The organism is Pseudomonas sp. FSL R10-0399 (genome assembly GCF_009600165.1).
Lineage (GTDB): Bacteria > Pseudomonadota > Gammaproteobacteria > Pseudomonadales > Pseudomonadaceae > Aquipseudomonas > Aquipseudomonas helleri.
In genome coordinates, this window is record NZ_WIWK01000108.1 from 1 (window position 1) to 20,158 (window position 20,158).

Consider the following 20,158-nt stretch of genomic DNA (forward strand, 5'->3'; position numbering starts at 1 on the left):
GCTTGAAGCTGTTCGCCCTCGGCCTGGGCATGGGCGCCCCCCTGTTGTTGGTGGCCACTGGCGGCGCGGCCTGGCTGCCGAAAAGCGGGCCGTGGTTGGTCACAGTGAAAAACGCCATCGGCGTGCTGCTGTTGGGTCTGGCGATCGGCTTGCTTAGCCGGGTACTGCCCGGCCCGCTGACGTTACTGTTGATCGGTGTGCTGGCGGCCGGAGTGAGCCTGTTTCTCGGCACCCTCGAGTTCGTCTACAAAGCCCCGCGCCAACGTTTGGCGCAACTGCTGGGGTTGTTTCTGCTGGTCTATGCGCTGGCCTGCTGGTTCGGCGCATTAAGCGGTCACAGTGATCCGTTCAACCCTCTGGGCCCTGCAACCGCGAGCAACGCCAGTATCACCGGCGCACCGCAAGCTGCGGGTGACTGGCAAACCATCAGCACCAAAGCCCAGCTCGACAGCGTGCTGGCCGAGGCGAAGGCGGCTGGCCAGCCGCTGTTGCTGGACTGGTATGCCGACTGGTGCATCAGTTGCAAAGTGCTTGAGCATGAAGTGCTGAACAACCCGCGTGTGCTGGACCTGCTCAAGGGTTACCGGCTGGTGCGCTTCGACATGACCGCCAGCAATGCCGAGCAGCGTGCCCTGCTCGATCACTACCAATTGTTCGGCCCACCGGCACTGATGTTCTTCGGCAAAAATGGCCAGGAAAAAAGTGACCAACGGGTCATTGGCGAGATCAATGCGGCGGACTTCGCCGAACGTGTCGCGAACGCGAATGACCAGATCTAGAGCCTTGGTCACAAACTTTTCGCGAACATCGGTCATTGTGCTGGCTTTTGTACACAACTGGACACTGATTCAGCTTTTCGGCATAGTCGCCCGGCACTGATCACTGCGCACACATTACAAGGAACAGCAGATGGCGACTTTTCTGGTTCTGCACGGCCCCAACCTGAACCTGCTAGGCACCCGCGAACCGGGCGTTTACGGCGCGACTACCCTGGCGCAAATCAATCAGGATCTGGAGCAGCGGGCTCGCGACGCCGGTCACCATTTGCTCTACCTGCAAAGTAATGCCGAGTATGAATTGATCGACCGGATTCATGCGGCCCGCGATGAAGGGGTGGATTTCATCTTGATCAATCCGGCTGCTTTTACCCACACCAGCGTGGCATTACGTGACGCGCTGCTGGCGGTGAGCATCCCATTCATCGAAGTGCATTTGTCTAACGTGCACAAACGCGAACCTTTCCGCCATCACTCCTACTTCTCCGACGTTGCGGTAGGTGTGATCTGCGGCCTTGGCGCCAGCGGTTATCGACTGGCCTTGGAGGCCGCCCTGGAACAGCTTGAACTACAAGCTAAACGCCCCTGACCCACCCATTGGGAGTTGACGATTCATGGATATCCGTAAAGTCAAGAAACTGATCGAACTGCTGGAAGAGTCCGGCATCGACGAGCTGGAAATTAAAGAAGGCGAAGAGTCCGTACGCATCAGCCGCCACAGCAAGACCCCAGCTCAACAGTTCTACGCACCAGCACCAATGCAACAAGCTCCGGCTGCTGCGCCAGTGGCTGTTGCGCCGGTTGCCACCGTGACTGAAGCACCTGCTGCTCCAAAACTGAACGGCTTTGTGGTCAAGTCGCCAATGGTCGGCACCTTCTACCGCACGCCAGCGCCAACTTCGCCAGCCTTCGTAGAAGTGGGCCAGAGCGTTAAAGTCGGCGACACCATTTGCATCGTTGAAGCGATGAAAATGATGAACCACATCACCGCTGAAAAAGCCGGTGTCATTGAATCCATCCTGGTAGAAAACGGTCAGCCGGTTGAGTTCGACCAACCGCTGTTCACCATCGTTTGAACCACGGGGAGCCAACGATGTTGAAGCCTCAGAAGCTGGAAAAAGTCCTGATCGCCAACCGCGGCGAGATCGCCTTGCGCATCCTGCGGGCGTGCAAGGAACTGGGCATCAAGACCGTCGCGGTGTACTCCACTGCCGACAAGGAACTGATGCACCTGGGTCTGGCAGACGAAACCGTCTGCATTGGTCCGGCACCAGCCAACCTGTCTTATCTGCACATCCCGGCGATCATCGCGGCAGCCGAAGTGACGGGCGCCACGGCGATTCACCCGGGCTACGGCTTCTTGGCTGAAAACGCCGATTTCGCCGAACAAGTCGAGAAATCCGGCTTTGCCTTCATCGGCCCGAAAGCTGACACCATTCGCCTGATGGGCGACAAGGTATCGGCCAAGCACGCCATGATCGCGGCGGGCGTACCGACTGTTCCAGGCTCTGACGGCCCGCTGCCGGAAGACCCTGAAACCGCACTGCGCATTGGCCGTGAAGTCGGCTACCCGGTGATCATCAAAGCCGCTGGCGGCGGTGGTGGTCGTGGCATGCGCGTTGTGCACCGTGAAGAAGACCTGATCGAAGCCGCCAAGCAGACCCGCGAAGAAGCCGGCGCCTGGTTCAGCAACCCGATGGTCTACCTGGAAAAATACCTGACCAACCCACGTCACGTGGAAGTCCAGGTTATTTCCGACGGCCAGGGTAACGCGATCCACCTGGGCGACCGCGATTGCTCGCTGCAACGTCGTCACCAAAAGGTTCTGGAAGAAGCGCCAGCACCGGGCATCGACGAGAAGGCTCGCCAGGAAGTTCTGGCACGCTGCGTTCAGGCATGCGTTGACATCAACTACCGTGGTGCGGGTACTTTCGAGTTCCTGTACGAAAATGGTCGCTTCTACTTCATCGAGATGAACACTCGTGTGCAAGTAGAGCACCCGGTGTCCGAAATGGTCACCGGCATAGACATCGTTAAAGAGATGTTGAGCATTGCGGCAGGCAACAAGCTGTCCTTCACCCAGGCTGACGTGAACATTCACGGTCACTCGCTGGAATGCCGGATCAACGCTGAAGACCCGGCAACGTTCATGCCGAGCCCAGGCATGGTCAAGCACTTCCACGCACCGGGCGGCAACGGCGTTCGCGTCGATTCGCACCTGTACAGCGGCTACAAGGTTCCGGCCAACTACGACTCCCTGATCGGCAAGCTGATCACTTGGGGGGCGACGCGTGACGAAGCCATGGCTCGCATGCGTAACGCGCTGGACGAAATCGTGGTCGACGGGATCAAAACCAACATCCCGCTGCACCGCGACCTGGTGAATGACGAAGGCTTCTGCGAAGGCGGCGTCAACATTCACTACCTGGAACACAAACTGGCTAACAAGTAAGTTTGTATCCTGCTCAACAAAGCCGCTTTCGAGCGGCTTTGTTGTGTCCGGGGTGCCAGTTTTTTGGGTGCCTACTAAATTGATTCAGGCCGGGTAGAAACGATGGGGGCGTCATGGCTGTCATGGCTTGCCCCTGGTTTTGCCGGGGTTATCGCCTGTGCAATCCGGGAGGTTGGAGGCGATGATGATCATACCGGCCATCACATAGCCAGAACCCTGGCCCCAACTAAGCCCGCCTCCCGCTGACTCCAGATCATAGATGTCGGTTTCTGAAATCAACTCACCACTGCGATTATCGAAAAGACGATAAAAACCTGGATAACCCCACCATGGAAACCACTCAGCCGGCTGATCTTCATTGGGGTCTGAGCGCCTATGAAAGGTATCTGGCAGAACCCAATAGGGCTTGAAACTCTGGACTCGATAACAGCCATCGGGGCTGACGCTATCGGTAGCCAGTCGCGTAGCCCATCCTCTTTCCCACCAGTTCGAAGCGGTCCATAACCCGCCCGCAATGGTGATATAGGCTACGAAAAAGGCGATGCGTCGCGAGCTGGGCTTCATTGTTCGCGCCTCACTTTTCCGGGGACATCGCCTATGCAGTCGGGAAGGTTGGGCCCGATACGAATCATGCCGGACCTCACCTGACCTGAACCACCTCCCCAACTCACCTTCTCAACGATCGAATCCCAGTCATGAACCTTGGTTTCTGAGATCAATTCTTCAGTGCGATGATCGTACAGGCGAAAAAAACCTGGATATCCCCACCACGGAAACCACTCTGGTGAGTGGACTTCATTAGGATCCGGTCGCCTATGAAAAATATTGGGTAGCACCCAAAAAGGTTTGAAGCTCTCAACCCGATAACAACCGCCGGGGCTTATTTCAGGATCACCCAAACGCTCCGCCAAGCCTTTCTCCCACCATTGCGAAGCCTCCCATATCACTCCGGCAATACAGATAAAAACCATGAAAAAGGCTATCCGTCGTGAGGCTGGCTTCACACCCACTCCCCAAGATCAATGACTTGCCCAGATTTTCTCCAGAGTACATCTGAATAAATTATGAAGTCGCCGCCTTTGCCTGTTTTGTCACGATAGTCGCGAAAATCACCATTGGTGACTGCAGCAAAAGGACCCTCCTTTAGACGCAATACAACTTGACCATGAAGACTCAAGGTAAAAGCGGTCTCTGCCTTGGTCAGCACACGATCTTCGGTCCAAGTGCCCAGATATTGCAGACTATTGAAGTCGTAATGGTCGCGAATAAAGAAACCTACCTGCTCTATATGAAAAAGATAACGGACTTGTTTGGTAACTGGATTTACCTCAGTAAATGCCTCTCCGACTACTCCTACTTTCAAAACGGCAATACCTAAGGCTCCGTACATGTCATCGAGCGCGGCCCAAGTGGACCCGAACCTAGTGAAATTTACTTGCGATACAACATCCATTTGCAAAGAGGACATTAAGTTTGAACCCAGCTTTCGCACTCCATACCCCATCCATCCGGACCTCTTTAACAGGTCTTTCAAGCGCTCAATCCCGTTAGGGTTCGTTAGCAAAGACTCTGCCTCGTCAACAGCCTCGCGACAGCGCTCATACCCCATGGCCCACTCCATTTTTACAATGCTCTCATCGCACTGCGCCGGTTTCAGAGTGAGAGGATCAGGCTGGGTTTTACGCTCCTTCCACGACTCCGGCATCGCCCACGCAGGGCTGTCAAACCAGCGCTGCATCAAGGCCGCCGCCGTATGCCAGCCCATCGAGCGCATGGCGCCCGGCAAGCGGCTCAGGGCAAGGCTCTGCACGACCACTTTTTTGGCCGGTGTATCGGTGGGGCTGTAGGTGTGTGAGTTGGCCTGCGGCAGTTGATACAAGGCGTCCGGCCCTGCGGCGTTGGTGCGCTGAAAATCATTCAAGGACATGCTGCTTACTCCATAACCGGTGACGGGGCGTTGATGGCGATACCCAATTGTTCAGGACCATCGCTGGAGCACGAGCAGGTATGGCCTTGCGCATCGAGTGTGCCGTAACCCACACAGTGGTCGTTTTGCAGCACGGCATACCCTAGTTGCCCTAAGGGCAAGCCACGTTGATTGAGCAACTGAAAACGCTCGTCGCACGTTGTGCTGAGGGTGGCGGGCATGGGCTGCGGCGCGGCGAACAAGCCGCCCTTAAATGCCGGGGCTGAATCGCTGACATAAGAATGCACGGTCACAGAGGCAATCAGTTCGGCCTGACAGGGGCAACCGCTGCGGCTGTCCAGCGTGCCAGCCACCCGCCGGCCATTGCTGATAAAACCATCCACACCGCCACAGATCGGGTAGGCCTTACCGTCCTGCCCGCAGCTGACCAAGTGGCCTTCAAGGGCATGCTGAATGCCATTCCACGTAATGCCAGGGTCTGACTCCAGCACCTTGCCACCGCAGGTCGTTTTGTCGTCCAGACCAATAAAATAGCCCCGGGCCATAAGCCTCTCCTTTTGCATAGCCCCTAAAGGGAGCACGGCTGAGAACCATGAAGCCCAGTCATAGAATGAATGAACCTCACACACAGTAATCAGGAAGAGAGTGCCCAGATTGGTGATCCCGGTATGTAGGACGCTTCCATAAACGCCATCATCCCAATATCAAATACCTGCACGAATGCCCCTAGGACGCCCTCACACCGCAGAAACCTTGTAGTCGCTGCCGAAGGATGAGGCTGCGATGGATTGCCAAGTGGCCCGCTTCGCAGCCTCGTGCCTCGTCAGCGACTACAAGCTGCGCCTTATTAGGGTTTATGTTGAAACAAGCCCGCCCCTACAGATGGCCTGCCATAGCAGGGAGGCCTGCGCTCGCGTAAACTGGCGCGTTTCTCGCAGCCCCTCCGGCTGCACATTCCTATTTTTCAAAGGTGCCCGCCATGCCTTGGCTGCAAGTACGCCTCGCCATCAGCCCAGAACAAGCCGAAACCTACGAAGACGCGTTCCTCGAAGTCGGTGCCGTTTCGGTAACGTTTATGGATGCCGAAGATCAGCCGATCTTTGAACCTGAGCTCAACACCACGCCGCTGTGGTCGCACACCCATTTGCTGGCCCTGTTCGAAGGCGGTACCGAAGCCGAGCTGGTGCTGTCCCATCTGGAGCTGCTGACCGGCTCGCCATTGCCAGAACACCACGCCGAAGTCATCGAAGACCAGGACTGGGAACGCAGCTGGATGGACAATTTTGAACCCATGCGTTTTGGTCAGCGCCTGTGGATCGTCCCAAGCTGGCACGCTGCACCCGAGCCTGAGGCCGTGAACTTGCTGCTGGATCCGGGCCTGGCGTTTGGCACCGGCACTCACCCGACCACCGCGCTGTGCCTGGAATGGCTCGACGGCCAGGACCTCAAAGACTGCGACGTGCTGGACTTTGGCTGCGGCTCGGGCATTTTGGCCATCGCTGCGCTGTTGCTGGGCGCCAAGCAAGCCGTTGGTACCGACATCGACGTGCAGGCGCTGGAAGCTTCGCGCGACAACGCCGGGCGCAACAACGTGGCGCCAGAGCTGTTCCCGCTGTACCTGCCTGAAGACCTGCCGCAGGTGCAGGCCGATGTGCTGGTCGCCAACATTCTGGCCGGCCCGCTGGTTTCCCTGGCCCCACAACTGTCCAGCCTGGTCAAGCCCGGTGGCCGCCTGGCGCTGTCCGGCATCCTCGCCGAGCAAGGCGAAGACGTCGCCGCTGCCTACGCTCAAGACTTTGATCTGGACCCTATCGCCAACCGCGATGGCTGGGTGCGCATCAGCGGTCGTCGACGCTAGAATACAAGCCTGCTTAACCCGGATGGCCGCATGAGCGATAGCTTCGTTACACAGTGCCCACATTGCCAAACCAGCTTCCGTGTCAGCCATGCTCAATTGAGCATGGCCCGCGGCGTGGTGCGCTGTGGTTCCTGCCTGCAAGTGTTCAATGCCGCACAGCAACTGCTGAATAAAGGCACCGAAACAGAGCAGTTGCCTACAACTGTGGCGCCACTTATTGCAGAACCTGTGGCCGTTGAGCCGCCTGCTGCGCCCAAGGCCATCAGCCCGGCGCATTGGGAAGTGGCCGAGCTGGACCTTGAGCACCTGGACCTGGACGAAGAGCTGGCCAAGCTTGAAGAACGGGAGATTCAGCCCAGCAAAAGTTTCGGTCAGTCGCAAAAAGCCAAAACCAGTGCGCTAAGCGCTCGCCGCGACACCAGCGACGCCGACGAAAGCCAATGGTCAGGCAGCTTGTTCAGTGAATCCGCAGCAGAACGTGCCGAAACCTCAGTACTCGCGGTCAAGGCCGTCGAAGACGACATCGAACCAGCTGAAACCGGGCGCACCGAGCCATCGCTGTCGCTGGACATCGACGAGCCCGACGACACGCCGCCGCTCAGGCTCAGCAAAGATGACGACGATGAACCGGAGCTGCGCGGCGAGCATTTGTCTGCGGTGGATGACGACGAGGACGATGAGCCTCTGGCCCCTGCCTCGGCGACCAAAGACAAACGCACACGCAGCGAACCGGGTGTGCGCGACGACGTCCTGCTGGACCTGGTAGACGACCCGTTGCACCTGGACTGGCAAAAACGCCGCTCGCCGTGGGGCAAGCGCCTGCTCTGGACGCTCTTGGTGTTGCTGGCCGCCGTTGCACTGGCCGGGCAATACATCGCGTATCACTTCGATGAACTGGCTCGCCAGGACCAATACCGGCCGCTCTTCCAGCAACTGTGCCCGCAAATCGGCTGCAGCGTGCCTTCCAAGGTCGATATAGACCGCATTAAAAGCAGCAATCTGGTGGTGCGCAGCCACCCGGAATTCGCCGGTGCGCTGGTGGTGGACGCCATCCTCTACAACCGCGCGCCGTTTTCCCAGCCCTACCCGCTGCTGGAGCTGCGTTTTGCCGACCTGAACGGCAAAATGATCGCCAGCCGCCGTTTCAAACCCGGCGAATACCTGAGCGGCGACCTGACTGGCAAGGCCGAAATGCCGCCGCAAACGCCTATCCACATTGCCCTCGACATCCTGGATCCGGGCCCGAAAGCGGTGAATTACAGCCTGAGTTTTCATTCCCCGGAATGAGCGCGCTGCGCTTTTAGCGATAAGCGGCAAGCCGCAAGTTAGAAGCCAGCAGCAAATCTGCTGCGGCTTGAAGCTTGTAGCTTGAGGCTTGAAGCTGGCTTTCAGCCTCTATTGTTCAAAAATCATCCAATTTCGTCTTTATCCAGTCATCGAGAGCGGGTATCATGCCAACCCTTTTTCGAACTCCCCAGATCCGGCCCCACAACAGGGAAGTCCTATGTCGGCGGTACGCATCGGCCCATACACATTGCAAAACGGTTTGATTCTCGCCCCTATGGCGGGTGTCACCGACCAACCCTTTCGTCAGCTTTGCCGACGAATGGGCGCGGGCCTGGTTGTGTCGGAAATGGTGACCAGTGACATGAGTCTCTGGAACAGTCGTAAATCGCGCCTGCGCATGATTCACGACGGTGATCCCGAGCCCCGCTCGGTGCAGATCGCCGGCGGTGATGCGCAAATGCTGGCAGACGCCGCCAGGGCCAATGTGGAACTGGGCGCACAGATTATTGATATCAACATGGGTTGCCCGGCAAAAAAGGTCTGCAACAAGGCCGCCGGGTCCGCGTTACTGAAAGACGAAGCATTGGTGAACGAGATCCTGCAGGCCGTTGTGGCCGCAGTTGATGTGCCGGTCACCCTGAAAATCCGTACCGGCTGGGACCGCGACAACAAGAACGGCCTCACGGTGGCAAAAATCGCCGAACAGGCCGGTATTCAAGCGCTGGCCGTGCACGGCAGAACCCGTGCAGACCTGTACACCGGCGAGGCCGAGTACGACACCATTGCCGCGATCAAGCAGGCCGTGTCGATACCGGTGTTTGCCAATGGCGACATCGATTCACCCCATAAAGCCCGGCACGTGCTGCACGCCACCGGTGCCGATGGACTGTTAATAGGCAGGGCGGCTCAAGGGCGGCCCTGGATTTTCCGCGAAGTGGACCACTTTCTGCGTACCGGCCAGCTGTTGCCGGCACCAGAAATGGCCGAAGTGGAACGTATTCTGCTAGAGCATCTGGCCGCACTGCACACCTTCTATGGGGAGGTATTGGGGGTACGTATTGCCCGCAAGCATGTCGGTTGGTATCTCGCAACCTTGCCGGGCGCCAAGGAGTTTCGCGCCCACTTCAATCGTTTGGAAGATACGGAAGCACAATGCGCCAACGTTCAGGCGTTTTTCGCCGAACGACATAAGAGCCTGGGGACAGGGGACGAAGGATGGGTGGCCGCATGACGATGATGACCGAGACATTAGTGAGTGGAACAACGCCCGTGAGCGACAACGTCAATTTGAAACAGCACCTCAATACGCCGAGCGAAGAAGGTCAGACCCTTCGCGGGAGTGTCGAAAAGGCGCTGCACAATTATTTCGCCCACCTGGAGGGCGCTGAAGTCACGGACGTGTACAACCTGGTGCTTTCCGAAGTCGAAGCCCCTTTGCTCGAGTGCGTCATGAACTACGTCAAGGGCAACCAGACCAAGGCCTCCGAGATGCTGGGACTCAATCGCGGCACCCTGCGCAAAAAGCTCAAACAGTACGATCTGCTGTAAGCATTCAATCAAACCTGAAAGGCGTCCTGATAAAACAGGCCGCCTTTTTTGCTGACTCCTTTGCTTTTGATGGAAATCGAGATGACCGATCAGACTACCCGCCTGCCGATCCGCCGCGCTCTAATCAGCGTTTCCGATAAAACCGGAATCCTTGATTTCGCCCGTGAACTGGAAGCCCTCGGCGTCGAGATCCTCTCCACTGGCGGTACGTTCAAGCTGCTGCAAGACAACGGTGTTGCCGCTGTTGAAGTGGCGGACTACACAGGTTTTGCGGAAATGATGGACGGTCGGGTGAAGACCCTGCACCCGAAAATCCATGGCGGCATCCTCGGTCGTCGCGGCATTGACGACGACATCATGAACGAGCACGGCATCAAGCCGATCGATCTGGTGGCCGTTAACCTCTACCCGTTCGAAGCCACCATCAACAAGCCAGGCTGCGACCTGCCGACCGCGATCGAAAACATCGATATCGGCGGCCCGACCATGGTTCGCTCCGCCGCCAAAAACCACAAAGACGTGGCTATCGTGGTGAATGCCAGCGACTACGCCAACGTCCTGGAAAACCTCAAGGCCGGCGGCCTGACCTACGCACAGCGTTTCGACCTGATGCTCAAGGCGTTCGAACACACCGCTGCCTACGACGGCATGATCGCCAACTACATGGGCACCGTGAACCAGGCGGCTGAAACCCTCAACACCGAAGGCCGCAGCCAGTTCCCGCGCACCTTCAACAGCCAGTTCATCAAGGCGCAAGAAATGCGCTACGGCGAGAACCCGCACCAGAGCGCGGCATTCTACGTTGAGGCCAAGCCTGCCGAAGTCGGCATCGCCACCGCGACCCAACTGCAAGGTAAAGAGCTGTCGTTCAACAACGTAGCCGATACCGACGCTGCGCTGGAGTGCGTGAAGAGCTTCGTAAAACCGGCTTGCGTGATCGTCAAGCACGCCAACCCGTGTGGCGTGGCTGTCAGCCCGGACAACGAAGGCGGCATCCGTCAGGCCTACGAACTGGCTTACGCGACGGACACCGAGTCGGCGTTCGGCGGCATCATCGCCTTCAACCGTGAGCTGGACGCCGAAACGGCCAAGGCCATTGTTGAGCGTCAATTCGTTGAAGTGATCATCGCTCCGTCAGTGAGCGAAGAAGCCCGCGCCATCGTGGCCGCCAAAGCCAACGTGCGCCTGCTGGCCTGCGGCGAGTGGAGCGCAGAGCGCGCACCGGCCTGGGACTTCAAACGCGTCAACGGCGGCCTGCTGGTGCAAAGCCGTGACATCCAGATGATCGGCAGCGAAGACCTCAAAGTGGTGACCAAGCGCGCACCGACCGAGCAAGAGATCAACGACCTGATCTTCGCCTGGAAAGTGGCCAAGTACGTTAAATCCAACGCCATCGTTTACGCCAAAGGCCGTCAGACCATCGGTGTGGGCGCAGGCCAGATGAGCCGCGTAAACTCGGCCCGCATTGCCGCCATCAAGGCTGAGCACGCTGGCTTGCAGGTACAAGGTGCAGTCATGGCATCGGACGCATTCTTCCCGTTCCGTGACGGCATCGACAACGCTGCTAAAGCCGGTATCACTGCAGTGATCCAGCCAGGTGGCTCGATGCGCGACAACGAAGTAATCGCCGCCGCCGACGAAGCGGGCATTGCCATGGTGTTCACCGGCATGCGCCATTTCCGTCATTAAGACGAAGCGGCAAGCGTTTAGCTGCAAGCGGCAAGTTGGAGCGGATATGTGTCGCTTTTCCTGGTCCTTGCAGCCCCAATAATTTAGAGCCTAAAGAGTCAGTAAGCGCACCACACATTTGCTTTTACTTGCCGCTTGAAGCTTGTAGCTAACAACTACTCCGAAGGAGTCTGACTTGAACGTCCTCATCATTGGCAGCGGTGGCCGTGAACACGCACTGGCCTGGAAAGTAGCGCAGGACCCGCGTGTCGCTAAAGTATTCGTTGCCCCCGGCAACGCTGGCACCGCCATTGAAGCCAAGTGCGAAAACGTTGCTATCGACGTGCTGGCCCTTGAGCAACTGGCTGATTTTGCCGAGAAGAACGTTGCCCTGACCATCGTTGGTCCAGAGGTCCCGTTGGTAGCCGGTGTGGTTGATCTGTTCCGTTCCCGTGGCCTGGATTGCTTCGGCCCGACCGCTGGCGCCGCTCAGCTGGAAGGCTCGAAAGCGTTCACCAAGGACTTTCTGGCTCGCCACAAGATCCCGACCGCCGATTACCAGAACTTCACCGAGATCGAGCCAGCGCTGGCTTACCTGCAAAAGGTTGGCGCGCCTATCGTGATCAAGGCTGACGGCCTGGCCGCCGGCAAAGGCGTGATCGTCGCCATGACCCTGGCTGAAGCCGAAGACGCCGTGCGCGACATGCTCGCTGGCAACGCTTTCGGCGAAGCCGGTTCGCGTGTGGTGATCGAAGAGTTCCTCGACGGCGAAGAAGCCAGCTTCATCGTGATGGTCGACGGCAAGAACGTCTTGCCTATGGCCACCAGCCAGGACCACAAACGCGTCGGCGACGGCGACACCGGCCCGAACACCGGCGGCATGGGTGCTTACTCGCCTGCTCCAGTGGTCACCGCTGAAGTTCACCAGCGCGTGATGGCCCAGGTGATCTGGCCGACCGTGCGCGGCATGGCTGAAGAAGGCAACGTCTACACCGGCTTCCTGTATGCCGGTCTGATGATCGACAAAGCCGGCAACCCGAAAGTCATCGAGTTCAACTGCCGCTTCGGCGATCCGGAGACTCAACCGGTGATGCTGCGTCTGCAATCGAGCCTGGTGCTGCTGATTGAAGCCGCATTGGCCCAAGCGCTAGATAAAGTTGAAGCACAATGGGATCCACGTCCAAGTTTGGGCATTGTGCTGGCGGCAGGTGGTTATCCGGCAGACTACACTAAAGGCGCTGTAATCCACGGACTGGACGCTGCAGCGAAACTGGAAGGCAAAGTATTCCACGCGGGCACCGCGCTGAATGCATCTGGCGAAGTGGTCACCTCAGGTGGTCGCGTGCTGTGTGCAACGGCGATGGGCGACACGGTTGAGGCGGCGCAAAAGCAAGCCTACGCCTTGGCCAAAGCCATCGAGTGGGACGGCTGTTTCTACCGTCATGACATTGGCTACCGAGCCATTGCACGCGAACGCGGTGAATCCCAGTAACAAGTCCATCCATATGGATAGACGGGGATGGATCAGCCTTGCCTAACTCTTCCAGCGCCGCGCATAGTGACCGACTTGCAACAATCGACGAAGGGATTTCACCGTGCGCTGGCTTAGGATCGCCATAGGAATAACTGTCAGCCTGCTGACAACCCTGCTCTGCCTGATGCCGGCTCATGCCGCATCAGGTGGCAGCTGGTCCATGCTGTCCGACCCGCAAGGCGACCTGCAACTGAGCGATGTGCGCTCAGCCCGATTGAATAGCCAGTTCACCTCCATCGAACTTGAAAACATGGTGGCTGCCGAACCCGGCGAAGCCCTGTGGCTGAAGTTCCGCTTACAGCCCGACCAGCATGAGCAGATCCTGCGGGTGTTCGCCCCCGACCTCTCACGCCTTGATTTGTATGTCCTCGATGATCACAAACTGATCACCGAAGTGACCACCGGCAACAACCTGCCACAAAGCGAAAAACCACTGTCCAGCAGCGACTACCTGTTACCGCTGCCCCAGAGCGATCAGCCTCTGGATGTTTACCTGCGCATGGAATCTGAACACCAACTGCGCCCGCACATTACCCTCAGTACCGCCGTTGTCCTCGCTGCCGATCAGGGCACCACCCTGCTTTATGGGCTACTGATGGGCGGCATCGCGATGCTGGTACTGCACAACCTGATTCGTTTTGCCTTCTCGCGCACCATCAGTTGCCTGTGGCTGGCACTGTGCGAGACCTTGCTGCTGGCCAGCTCGGCGCTCTTTTTAAACCTGCTCAGCCCGTGGTTCCCGCAATGGCACAGCTGGCAAACCCCTGGCGCCTATCTGGCACTGATACTCACCGCACCGTGCGGGTTGCTGTTCACCTACAGCTTCTTCTCCAGCCGTGGGCCGCACCCGCTGCATAGACTGCTGCTGATCGACATCCTCATAGTAGGCCTGTGTGGCTTGCTGCTGCTGTTCTTCAACAGCCTGCCGCTGAACCTGACCACCTATTTACTGGTTGCGCTGACCAGCCTCAGCATCCTGCTGGTGGCCAGTTACCACTTGCAGCAGGGCTACCGCCCGGCTCGTTTGTTTGTCGTGGCCATGATTATTTTCAATATCGGCACCCTGCTGATCCTGCCCGCCCTGCTGGGGTTGACCCTGATCGCACCGCAAGAGCTGGTGTTGGCCCTGATGGCGGTGGTGTGCCTCAGCGGCCTGCTGATGGGCATCGCGCTGAGTGAACGAACGCGGAGCATCACCGAAGACCAGCTCAACCTGAGTTGCGACCTCGCCGCCAGCAACGCCGAGATCAATGCCAAGGCCGAGTTTCTGTCCAAGATCAGCCATGAGATCCGTACGCCAATGAACGGCGTGCTGGGCATGACAGAACTGCTGCTCGGCACGCCGTTGTCCGTCAAACAACGTGACTACGTACAAACTATCCACAGCGCCGGCAACGAGCTGCTCACGCTGATCAACGAAATCCTCGACATCTCCAAGCTGGAGTCCGGGCAGATCGAACTGGACGACGTGCAGTTCGACCTGAATGCATTGATCGATGACTGCCTGAGTATTTTCCGCACCAAGGCCGAACAGCAAAACGTCGAACTCATCAGCTTTATCCAGCCGCAAGTACCTCGGGTGATCAATGGCGACCCTACGCGTTTGCGTCAAACCCTGCTGAGCCTGCTGGAAAGCGCCCTGAAAAAAACCGACGAAGGCGAAATCCTTATCGTGGTTGCGCTAGAGGAACGCAGTGATGCCCCACGCTTGCGCATTGCCGTTCAAGACTCGGGCCAGCCGATGGATGAGCAAGAGCGCGAGGCACTGCTGCACGCCGAACTGCACAGCAAAAACTTCCTCGCCGCCACCCGTTTGGGCGGCCATCTGGGGCTGGTCATTGCCCGCCAGTTGATCACCCTCATGGGCGGCGAGTTCGGCATCAAGACCGGGCAAACCAAGGGCACCAATTTCTGGCTCACCCTGCCATTGGACCCGCAACTGCTTGAGCACCCCACCTCCGACCTGGACAGCCCGCTCAAAGGCGCCCGCGTGCTGGTGGTGGATGACAACGACACGTGCCGCAAAGTACTGGTGCAGCAATGTTCGGCGTGGGGCTTGAATGTCAGCGCCGCCGCCTCGGGCAAAGAGGCACTGGCCTTGCTGCGCACCAAGGCGCACTTGCGCGACTACTTCGATATTGTCTTGCTGGACCAGAACATGCCGGGCATGACCGGCATGCAACTGGCCGCCAAGATCAAAGAAGACCCAAGCCTGAACCACGATATCTTGCTGGTGATGCTCACGGGCATCAGCAATGCACCGAGCAAGATCATTGCGCGCAACTGCGGCATCAAGCGCATCCTGGCCAAACCGGTGGCGGGCTATACCCTGAAAACCACCTTGGCCGACGAGTTGACCCAACGCAACAATGGCCTTGGCGTCACACCGCCATTGGGCAGCGGGCCTTCAGCCCCCCTAAGCGTGCCCAGCAACTTCCGCATTCTGGTGGCCGAAGACAACAACATTTCGACCAAAGTGATTCGTGGCATGTTGAGCAAACTCAACTTGCACCCGGACACCGCCTCCAACGGCGAAGAAGCGCTGCAGGCCATGAAAGCCCAGCGTTACGACCTGGTGCTCATGGATTGCGAAATGCCGGTACTGGACGGCTTCTCAGCCACCGAGCAATTACGCGCCTGGGAAGTCAGCCACCAGCGCGTCCGCACCCCGGTCGTTGCCTTGACCGCGCATATTCTGACTGAGCACAAAGAGCGCGCACGCCAGGCCGGCATGGACGGCCACATGGCCAAGCCTGTCGAACTGTCGCAACTGCGCGAGCTGGTCGAGTATTGGGTGGTGCAGCGCGAGCTGCGACAGTCTCAGGCGCAGCCGTCGTAGGGCAGTTGTAGTCGCTGCCGAGGCACGAAGGCTGCGATCTTTTAAAGTCAAAAGATCGCGAGGCAAGCTCGCTTCTACACAGTGTGTCGTTGTAGCCGCAGGGTGTTTTTAACACCGCCCGACAGACCGCCAAACCCCTGATAGACTTTCGACGACTTCCTGCGATGTGAGCTCAGACCATGCTGCATGTTTTGTTCAGTGTGTACTTGAAGATGCTGGTGCTCTACAGCCCGTTCTTCGTACTGTCGTGTTTTATCAGCCTGACACGCGGTTACTCGAACAAGGAGCGTGGCCGCCTGGCATGGAAAGTAGCGCTGGCAACCGTGATTTCCAGCGTGTTGCTCTACCTGTTCGGGCGCATGATTTTTAGCGTTTTCGGCATCACTGTCGATGCCTTCCGCATTGGCGCCGGCAGTGTGTTGTTCATCTCGGCGCTGGGCATGGCCCAAGGCAAGTCTGCCGTGCAAAGCGACAATGTTCAGCAAGACGTCACCATTGTGCCGCTGACCATTCCGATCACCGTTGGCCCCGGTACCATTGGTGCGTTGCTGGTGATGGGCGTCAGCCAGCCTCACTGGGATGACAAGCTGATGGCGATCACCAGTATTGTCATGGCCAGCCTCACCGTCGGGTTGGTGCTGTATTTGTCCAACAGGATCGAACGCATTGTCGGCGAGCAGGGCTTGCAGATTATCAGCCGTTTGATGGGGCTATTCGTGTGTGCGCTGGCGGCGCAAATTATCTTTACCGGGATAAAAGGCTACTTGGTGCCCTAATTAAATTGGCACTGCCCATGCTTGACAGCCATGGGCAGTGCTTTTTTACAGCTCCACGTTTTGGATCATCGTATTCGTAAAACCACGAATAACATCCTGAACTTCATTTTTCATTGCTGCATACACAGCCGCATCAAATTGAAAACGGCCACCCTTTGAATTCAGACGTACAAAGGTCAGTGCCGGGTTCTTATCATGAGGCGTACAACTGAGTTGCAGAGCACATACAAAAACCACTAATTCACCCTGCTGAGTCCTCTCACACGGCGCACACTGATAGTGGGTGGCATGTGACGTAATGGGCGGCTCATTCAAATAACTTAAGGCATCGCGCTCCAGGTGAAGACTGTCAAATAGAACACCCAGCAGATTGGCCAGGCGCTCAGAGCTACCCACACCCGCTACCTGCACCTTGTAATCGCGAACTTGGTGAGCATCCGAAATCAATAATGGCTGCTCAACGATGTAAGCCTTAAGCGAAAAGCCAATGCTAAACAGAGCATATTGATAGTTTGACAACCACGTCCAAGGCCCTGAAGTCCCTCCCCTGTCGGCATACAATTGCGCATAGAGCAAACAGTCTTGAATATCCTGCTTGCTGGCCTCGGACACTTCCCCGACAAAAGAGGTGAGCGTGCTGCCAATCATTTTCGCATTCATAGCATTATCAAAGACCTTGTTGAGTGAGGACGGGAGGGCATTTGCCATCAGCAGAGCAGGCCCAAGGCAGTACATACTGATTTTTTTTAATCTTCAGTTTTTCAGCCACCGACTCACGCAAACGAGAGAAGCATTGTGCATTTAGCTCATAGGTGTAGGCTTGGACGTGCAGCCCTGCACTTTCTTCGATCTTGATCGTCTGAGAAAGGTAATTACTTAGTAGTTTTGTGTGCGTGGTAAACGCCAGCATCAAGGTATGAAGAACACCTTCTGCATCTAAAATCGCGAACTTAACGCACACATTAAACTCATCAGGTACTGGGCAATCAGTGCTGGCCGTATGATCAGAATGAACGGGCGAGACAGTTTTTTCATGCCAAACATCCAGCGCCTTTTGAGACGGCAAGAACTTGAGCTTCTTCAACAATTCAATAAAACCTGAACTGACTCGAGAGGGAAACATACTCAGGCTTTTAGCCGTTACAACATCAACCACGGTCAAGGTCCGTGAAGATTTCGACACAACGCCAGGTTGGTTTAAACGAATCCAGCACAAGTTATCCAGCATCCGTTGAACAGCCTGTTCACGTTCCGTATTGTGCTGTGCTAGCGGGTGCTTTACACGAGCACTCAACTCCGCAAACAACAACGAGTTCATGACGTCTTCTTGCTGCTGCGCTGTGAGCACAGTACCGGGCAGGCACATCGCGAGTATGCCGGCATTGACATAGACTTTATTAGACTCTTCCATCGCCACAAACTCCTTGCTGCGCCTGAGTTAAATATCTATATCAATGTTTTCGATAAAGTTTTTTCCCGAAGTACCGAGCTTTTCCATAATAGTATTACGAACGACTCCATATTGACGCCGATTAAGCGTTGTATTACTGGCGGCAGTGTACAAACTCACATCGGTGTTACTCCACTCCCAAAAAAGAACCTTGGTCACGCGTTTTGACGAACTGAACTGCATGCAGGTTTTTATCATTATCACTTCACCATCGCTGGTTGCGATACATGGCAGGATCTGAAAATTACCCGCATCAACCCCCTTTGCCTGATTTTCAAACAGACTAAGCGCCTTGGGGTTTTTAGCCAGAGCGCCAAAGACCATGGCCACAATCTCCAGCACCGCTTTATTTGGGCCCACAACACTTGCAATTATTTCCAGCGCAATTTGGTCCATAGTAAATTTCTGCTTCAGACCGGTCACTTTATGCATGGACTCGTTTGTCGTTGTCCAACCGCAGTACGATAGAATCTGGTTGTACAGGTTGTATCGCTCAACACGATGCGTATCTTTATTGGGGAATTTCTTATCTGCTGCCAACTGTGCAAACAACACGCTATCCATTACGTCCTGTTTTAGCTGTGATTCCAAACCTCCAACAAAAGAGACAACGCTGTTACCGGCTACAAAAGCGCTGCCCTCGTTACCATCAACATTCTTAGCGGGACCATTAATATCCATACCGGAGCGAGCTGTCAGCATGATAGAGCGAGTCAGTATCGCTGGCTCAACTACCGGGATCTCCAGGCTTTTAATAAACTCAACACAGGCCTCATCACTTAAATCTTTAATATCCATATCATTTACTCCTGCAGCCATCATGGCCGTTAAATTAATTGTCTTGCGAATGCAGACAATTGAAACCTTAGACACACCAGCCTCAAGCGTCCACTGCATACCTGATCAACGAAAGACAACAATCCAGGAAATAATTTAACTTAAACAATTACTTTTTTTCAGCAATATACCGCCCACACCTCTTGAATACTCGCCCCTGCAAAGCGCGCCATTTATTTCAAAGTATATACCCAGTACTTAATGGCAATATCCCAGGTCAGCATGAGCGTTATCAACAATCATCTGCGACTTAACTAACAAACACTGAGGAATATTCAGACACTCTCATACCTTTAAAAAAACCGAATGAGCACCTGCCGAAGCATGGCCTCGTGATCTTTTAAACACCCACCCAAAAGTCACGAGGCCAAAGAAGGTCGATCGGCTGCCAAGGCACAGGCAGCCCCCCCTTTAATTAACTCACACGATCAAGGCTTGTCACCGTACCAACGCGGTGTATATACCCACTCGCGGCCATCTGCTCGCGGGAACGTGCAGGTGGTGGAGGACCCGACAATGACCATGGTGCGCATATCGACCTGTTCCGGGGTCAGTTCCCCCAGGGTGGTGACGCGTAACGTCTGGCCGGGGCGACCGATGTCACGACCCAGTACCACCGGCGTTCGCGGCGTACGATGCCGCGCGACGATTTCCAGGGCCACGCCCAATTGCCAGGGCCGGGAACGGGAGATCGGGTTGTAGAACGCCAGGGCCAGGTCCGCCTGGGAGGCCAGGTCGAGACGTTTTTCGATGATGCTCCAGGGCTTGAGGTTGTCCGACAGCGACATCACGCAAAAGTCATGACCCAAAGGCGCACCCGCCTGGGCCGCTGTGGCCAGCGACGCCGAGACGCCCGGCAAGATCTCCAGATCAACGTTGTGCCACTGCGGATCAGCAGACTCATGCAGCGCCTCGAGCACGGCTGCCGCCATGGCAAACACGCCAGGGTCCCCCGAAGACACCACCACCACTGAGCGACCTTGCGCCGCCAGTTCAAAGGCGTGACGCGCACGCTGCATTTCTTCACGGTTGTCGGTGCAGTGCAGCACTTGGTCAGCCCGGAACGGCCCGGCCATGCGCACGTACGTCTCGTACCCCAGCACGTCATTGGCCCGCGCCAGCTCGGCTTTCACCGCGGGCACCATCAACTCGGCGGCTCCGGGGCCCAGACCAATCACGGCCAAACGCCCGCGTGCACGCCCGATG

At 56.8% G+C, this 20,158-nt stretch carries 20 protein-coding genes; 12 read left to right on the top strand and 8 right to left on the bottom strand.

Translation table 11 applies throughout. The features are described from left to right. The 4 genes from GHO41_RS23555 to accC all read left to right on the top strand — a co-directional run. Window positions 1-779: thioredoxin family protein (locus GHO41_RS23555; RefSeq protein ID WP_153434783.1), on the top strand; the 779-nt coding region annotated here is incomplete at its 5' end. Window positions 780-909: 130 nt separating this feature from the next. Continuing rightward, window positions 910-1,365, top strand: coding sequence for a type II 3-dehydroquinate dehydratase (gene aroQ, locus GHO41_RS23560; RefSeq protein WP_003439222.1), 456 nt, complete (start codon window positions 910-912; stop codon window positions 1,363-1,365). Between the two features lie 25 nt (window positions 1,366-1,390). Beyond that, on the top strand, window positions 1,391-1,852 hold the full coding sequence (accB, locus tag GHO41_RS23565; RefSeq protein ID WP_048366506.1) for an acetyl-CoA carboxylase biotin carboxyl carrier protein: 462 nt from the start codon (window positions 1,391-1,393) through the stop codon (window positions 1,850-1,852). 17 nt (window positions 1,853-1,869) lie between these two features. After that, the gene (gene accC, locus GHO41_RS23570; RefSeq protein WP_048390888.1) at window positions 1,870-3,228 is read left to right on the top strand and encodes an acetyl-CoA carboxylase biotin carboxylase subunit; all 1,359 of its coding nucleotides are present in this window, start codon (window positions 1,870-1,872) and stop codon (window positions 3,226-3,228) included. 120 nt (window positions 3,229-3,348) lie between these two features. Here the strand turns inward: accC and GHO41_RS23575 are convergent, their stop codons facing one another. Genes GHO41_RS23575 through GHO41_RS23590 form a run of 4 tightly spaced genes read right to left on the bottom strand, consistent with a single transcriptional unit; the run spans window position 3,349 to window position 5,700 of the window. Next, window positions 3,349-3,792 carry a hypothetical protein gene (locus GHO41_RS23575; protein ID WP_153434784.1) on the bottom strand — a complete coding sequence of 148 codons (444 nt, stop codon included), beginning with the start codon at window positions 3,790-3,792 and terminating at the stop codon, window positions 3,349-3,351. Then, the gene (locus tag GHO41_RS23580; RefSeq protein WP_371929014.1) at window positions 3,789-4,232 is read right to left on the bottom strand and encodes a hypothetical protein; all 444 of its coding nucleotides are present in this window, start codon (window positions 4,230-4,232) and stop codon (window positions 3,789-3,791) included. The genes GHO41_RS23575 and GHO41_RS23580 overlap by 4 nt, the downstream gene beginning before the upstream one ends. After that, window positions 4,229-5,155: a DUF6402 family protein gene (locus tag GHO41_RS23585; RefSeq protein ID WP_153434785.1), complete on the bottom strand. Its 927-nt coding sequence runs from the start codon at window positions 5,153-5,155 to the stop codon at window positions 4,229-4,231. The genes GHO41_RS23580 and GHO41_RS23585 overlap by 4 nt, the downstream gene beginning before the upstream one ends. A 5-nt stretch (window positions 5,156-5,160) precedes the next feature. After that, on the bottom strand, window positions 5,161-5,700 hold the full coding sequence (locus GHO41_RS23590) for a PAAR domain-containing protein (RefSeq protein ID WP_153434786.1): 540 nt from the start codon (window positions 5,698-5,700) through the stop codon (window positions 5,161-5,163). Between the two features lie 434 nt (window positions 5,701-6,134). On the opposite strand from GHO41_RS23590, the gene prmA reads away from it, so the two are divergent. The 8 genes from prmA (at window position 6,135) to GHO41_RS23630 (ending at window position 16,665) form a co-directional block, all read left to right on the top strand. Next, window positions 6,135-7,013 (top strand): 50S ribosomal protein L11 methyltransferase, encoded by an 879-nt coding sequence (prmA, locus tag GHO41_RS23595; RefSeq protein ID WP_153434787.1) that lies wholly within the window; start codon window positions 6,135-6,137, stop codon window positions 7,011-7,013. Between the two features lie 30 nt (window positions 7,014-7,043). Beyond that, the gene (locus tag GHO41_RS23600; protein WP_153434788.1) at window positions 7,044-8,300 is read left to right on the top strand and encodes a DUF3426 domain-containing protein; all 1,257 of its coding nucleotides are present in this window, start codon (window positions 7,044-7,046) and stop codon (window positions 8,298-8,300) included. 217 nt (window positions 8,301-8,517) lie between these two features. Then, a complete protein-coding gene (dusB, locus tag GHO41_RS23605) occupies window positions 8,518-9,531 on the top strand; it encodes a tRNA dihydrouridine synthase DusB (protein ID WP_048366512.1) in 1,014 nt (337 codons plus the stop codon). After that, the gene (fis, locus tag GHO41_RS23610) at window positions 9,528-9,848 is read left to right on the top strand and encodes a DNA-binding transcriptional regulator Fis (RefSeq protein ID WP_019408796.1); all 321 of its coding nucleotides are present in this window, start codon (window positions 9,528-9,530) and stop codon (window positions 9,846-9,848) included. The genes dusB and fis overlap by 4 nt, the downstream gene beginning before the upstream one ends. Before the next feature lie 81 nt (window positions 9,849-9,929). Then, window positions 9,930-11,537: a bifunctional phosphoribosylaminoimidazolecarboxamide formyltransferase/IMP cyclohydrolase gene (purH, locus tag GHO41_RS23615; RefSeq protein ID WP_153434789.1), complete on the top strand. Its 1,608-nt coding sequence runs from the start codon at window positions 9,930-9,932 to the stop codon at window positions 11,535-11,537. 175 nt (window positions 11,538-11,712) lie between these two features. Beyond that, window positions 11,713-13,008 carry a phosphoribosylamine--glycine ligase gene (purD, locus tag GHO41_RS23620; protein ID WP_153434790.1) on the top strand — a complete coding sequence of 432 codons (1,296 nt, stop codon included), beginning with the start codon at window positions 11,713-11,715 and terminating at the stop codon, window positions 13,006-13,008. 103 nt (window positions 13,009-13,111) lie between these two features. Beyond that, entirely contained in the window at window positions 13,112-15,889 is a 2,778-nt protein-coding gene (locus GHO41_RS23625) for a response regulator (protein WP_371929015.1), read from the top strand. 179 nt (window positions 15,890-16,068) lie between these two features. After that, window positions 16,069-16,665 (top strand): MarC family protein, encoded by a 597-nt coding sequence (locus tag GHO41_RS23630; RefSeq protein ID WP_048366516.1) that lies wholly within the window; start codon window positions 16,069-16,071, stop codon window positions 16,663-16,665. A 45-nt stretch (window positions 16,666-16,710) separates the two neighbouring features. Here the strand turns inward: GHO41_RS23630 and GHO41_RS23635 are convergent, their stop codons facing one another. From GHO41_RS23635 to cobJ, 4 genes are all read right to left on the bottom strand, one after another. Continuing rightward, window positions 16,711-17,373, bottom strand: coding sequence for a hypothetical protein (locus GHO41_RS23635; protein WP_153434791.1), 663 nt, complete (start codon window positions 17,371-17,373; stop codon window positions 16,711-16,713). After that, window positions 17,333-18,076, bottom strand: a complete 744-nt coding sequence (locus tag GHO41_RS23640; protein ID WP_048366518.1) for a hypothetical protein — start codon at window positions 18,074-18,076, stop codon at window positions 17,333-17,335. Before GHO41_RS23640 ends, GHO41_RS23635 begins: the two co-directional genes overlap by 41 nt. A gap of 27 nt (window positions 18,077-18,103) precedes the next feature. Next, the gene (locus GHO41_RS23645; RefSeq protein ID WP_153329652.1) at window positions 18,104-19,012 is read right to left on the bottom strand and encodes a hypothetical protein; all 909 of its coding nucleotides are present in this window, start codon (window positions 19,010-19,012) and stop codon (window positions 18,104-18,106) included. Window positions 19,013-19,380: 368 nt separating this feature from the next. Further along, window positions 19,381-20,158, bottom strand: a 778-nt coding sequence (gene cobJ, locus GHO41_RS23650) for a precorrin-3B C(17)-methyltransferase (protein ID WP_153434792.1), incomplete at its 5' end; no start/stop codon positions are given.

Excerpts from the sequence above, each read along its gene's own strand:
- aroQ (WP_003439222.1), top strand. The coding sequence starts at position 910 with ATGGCGACTTTTCTGGTTCTGCACGGCCCCAACCTGAACCTGCTAGGC.
- accB (WP_048366506.1), top strand. The coding sequence starts at position 1,391 with ATGGATATCCGTAAAGTCAAGAAACTGATCGAACTGCTGGAAGAGTCC.
- accC (WP_048390888.1), top strand. The coding sequence starts at position 1,870 with ATGTTGAAGCCTCAGAAGCTGGAAAAAGTCCTGATCGCCAACCGCGGC.
- GHO41_RS23575 (WP_153434784.1), bottom strand. The coding sequence starts at position 3,792 with ATGAAGCCCAGCTCGCGACGCATCGCCTTTTTCGTAGCCTATATCACC.
- GHO41_RS23585 (WP_153434785.1), bottom strand. The coding sequence starts at position 5,155 with ATGTCCTTGAATGATTTTCAGCGCACCAACGCCGCAGGGCCGGACGCC.
- GHO41_RS23590 (WP_153434786.1), bottom strand. The coding sequence starts at position 5,700 with ATGGCCCGGGGCTATTTTATTGGTCTGGACGACAAAACGACCTGCGGT.
- prmA (WP_153434787.1), top strand. The coding sequence starts at position 6,135 with ATGCCTTGGCTGCAAGTACGCCTCGCCATCAGCCCAGAACAAGCCGAA.
- GHO41_RS23600 (WP_153434788.1), top strand. The coding sequence starts at position 7,044 with ATGAGCGATAGCTTCGTTACACAGTGCCCACATTGCCAAACCAGCTTC.
- dusB (WP_048366512.1), top strand. The coding sequence starts at position 8,518 with ATGTCGGCGGTACGCATCGGCCCATACACATTGCAAAACGGTTTGATT.
- fis (WP_019408796.1), top strand. The coding sequence starts at position 9,528 with ATGACGATGATGACCGAGACATTAGTGAGTGGAACAACGCCCGTGAGC.
- purH (WP_153434789.1), top strand. The coding sequence starts at position 9,930 with ATGACCGATCAGACTACCCGCCTGCCGATCCGCCGCGCTCTAATCAGC.
- GHO41_RS23630 (WP_048366516.1), top strand. The coding sequence starts at position 16,069 with ATGCTGCATGTTTTGTTCAGTGTGTACTTGAAGATGCTGGTGCTCTAC.
- GHO41_RS23635 (WP_153434791.1), bottom strand. The coding sequence starts at position 17,373 with ATGGCAAATGCCCTCCCGTCCTCACTCAACAAGGTCTTTGATAATGCT.
- GHO41_RS23640 (WP_048366518.1), bottom strand. The coding sequence starts at position 18,076 with ATGGAAGAGTCTAATAAAGTCTATGTCAATGCCGGCATACTCGCGATG.
- GHO41_RS23645 (WP_153329652.1), bottom strand. The coding sequence starts at position 19,012 with ATGCAGTGGACGCTTGAGGCTGGTGTGTCTAAGGTTTCAATTGTCTGC.